A 1,855-nucleotide genomic window follows, 5' to 3' on the forward strand; every position below is an offset into this window, starting at 1 on the left:
TCCCCCCGCGTCAGAATACTTGTCGCCCCGATAGGACCAGAGCTGTGAGACTGGTTCATTGATGGTGGTGGGAGGCTGTGGAGCTTGTGGGCGAAGGCCGGCGCGGTGGGCAACGCGGATGCGTTGTCCACGGCAAGCTGGCCGGTGCGCGAAGCGCATCGTCCACAAATGCACAGCCTGTGCGGCGCCGAAGGCGCCGCCCCCCGCACACCATCGTTTCATCGACACGGGGGCGCGGATGAGAGAAGAAGTTGGCCCGATACGGACAAGCATTCAAGGACCGGGCGGTGGCACGCATGCTGCCGCCGGAGAGCGCCGCACCGCAGGTGGTGTCGCGCGAGATCGGAGTGGGCGTGGACACGCTGGAGCGCTGGCGCGCTGAGTCGTTGGCCAGGCCGGCGAAGGAGCGCGTGTGGACAGCTGCCGCGCGCCTGGAGGCGGTGATCACGACCGCGGCGATGGACGATGCCTCGCGCAGCGCCTGGTGCCGCGAGAACGGCGTGTACGCGCAGCAACTGCAGCAATGGCGAGACAACGCGGTGCGGGCACTGGCTGCACCCGAGCAAGTACGTGCCAGCCCCTCGCAGACCAAGGAGGATCGGCGCCGCATCAAAGAGCTCGAGCGAGAGGTACGCCGCAAGGACAAGGCCCTGGCCGAGGCGGCGGCGCTGCTGGTGCTGTCAAAAAAAGCCGAGGCGATCTTCAACAGGAACAAGGGCGAGGACGAATGATCGGCCTCGAAGATCGCCAGGAAATTGCCCGAGACATCGAAGCGGCTTGCGATGCCGGTGCGCGCCTGAAGCCAGCGTGCGAACTCATGGGGATCAGCGCGCGTACCTTGCAGCGCTGGAAGGCCGGCCAAGGCCTGGAATCGGGCGATGGCAGGCCGCAGGCCGTGCGGCCGGCGCCAGCCCATGCGCTGAGTGATCGCGAACGTGCGCAGATCGTCAGCGTGGCCAACGAGCCGCGCTTCGCCGATCTGCCGCCGGCGCGCATCGTGCCGACGCTGGCTGACGAGGGCGTCTACATCGCCAGCGAGTCCAGCTTCCGCCGCGTGCTGCGTGCGCAGGGGCAAATGAGTCACCGCGGGCGCGCCAAGGCACCACGCAAGGGCCGGCCACCGACCACTCACGTGGCCACCGCGCCGCGACAGCTGTGGTGCTGGGACATGACGTTCCTGCCAAGGGATGTCGCCGGACGCTGGTTCTTCCTGTACCTCATCATGGACGTGTACAGCCGCAAGATCGTGGGCTTCGAGGTGCACGAGGACGACGACTGCGACCACGCTGCGCGGCTCGTGCAGCGCACGGCGCTGGCCGAGGGCATTCACGCCATGCCGCGTGACGAGCGACCCGTACTGCACGGCGACAACGGCGCCACGCTGAAGGCCACCACCGTGCTGGCCATGCTGTGGTGGCTGGGCGTGAAACCGTCGTACTCACGGCCCCGCGTGAGCGACGACAACGCCTTCGTCGAAAGCCTGTTCCGCACGGCGAAGTACCGGCCGGAGTTCCCAGAAAAGGGCTTTACGGATCTGTGCGCCGCGCGCGAGTGGGCGCGCCAATTCGTGCATTGGTACAACCACGATCACAGGCACAGCGGCATCCGCTACGTCAGCCCGGCACAGCGCCATGAAGGCCACGACGTCGCGATCCTTGCGGCTCGGCACCAGGTCTACCTCCAGGCTCGCGAACGCAACCCCGCGCGCTGGTCACGCGGCACACGCGACTGGTCGCACATCCGGGCCGTTACCCTCAACCCTGAACGCGACTCTGTGGTCACAACGGCTGTGAGCCGAGGAGACATTCAGCCGATTGCTGCGTGACAGAGGCGACAAGTAGCTTGACGCGCGCCG

At 67.2% G+C, this 1,855-nt stretch carries 1 protein-coding gene; it reads left to right on the forward strand.

The features are described from left to right. The first annotated feature begins 251 nt into the window (after nucleotides 1-251). A protein-coding gene (locus tag AB1555_20040; GenBank protein ID MEW6248969.1) for an IS3 family transposase occupies nucleotides 252-1,825 on the forward strand; the annotation gives its coding sequence in 2 pieces (ribosomal slippage) (nucleotides 252-690 and nucleotides 690-1,825; 1,575 coding nt in all). The last annotated feature ends 30 nt before the right edge of the window (nucleotides 1,826-1,855 follow it).

The organism is Nitrospirota bacterium, from assembly GCA_040755395.1.
Lineage (GTDB): Bacteria > Nitrospirota > Nitrospiria > Nitrospirales > Nitrospiraceae > DATLZU01.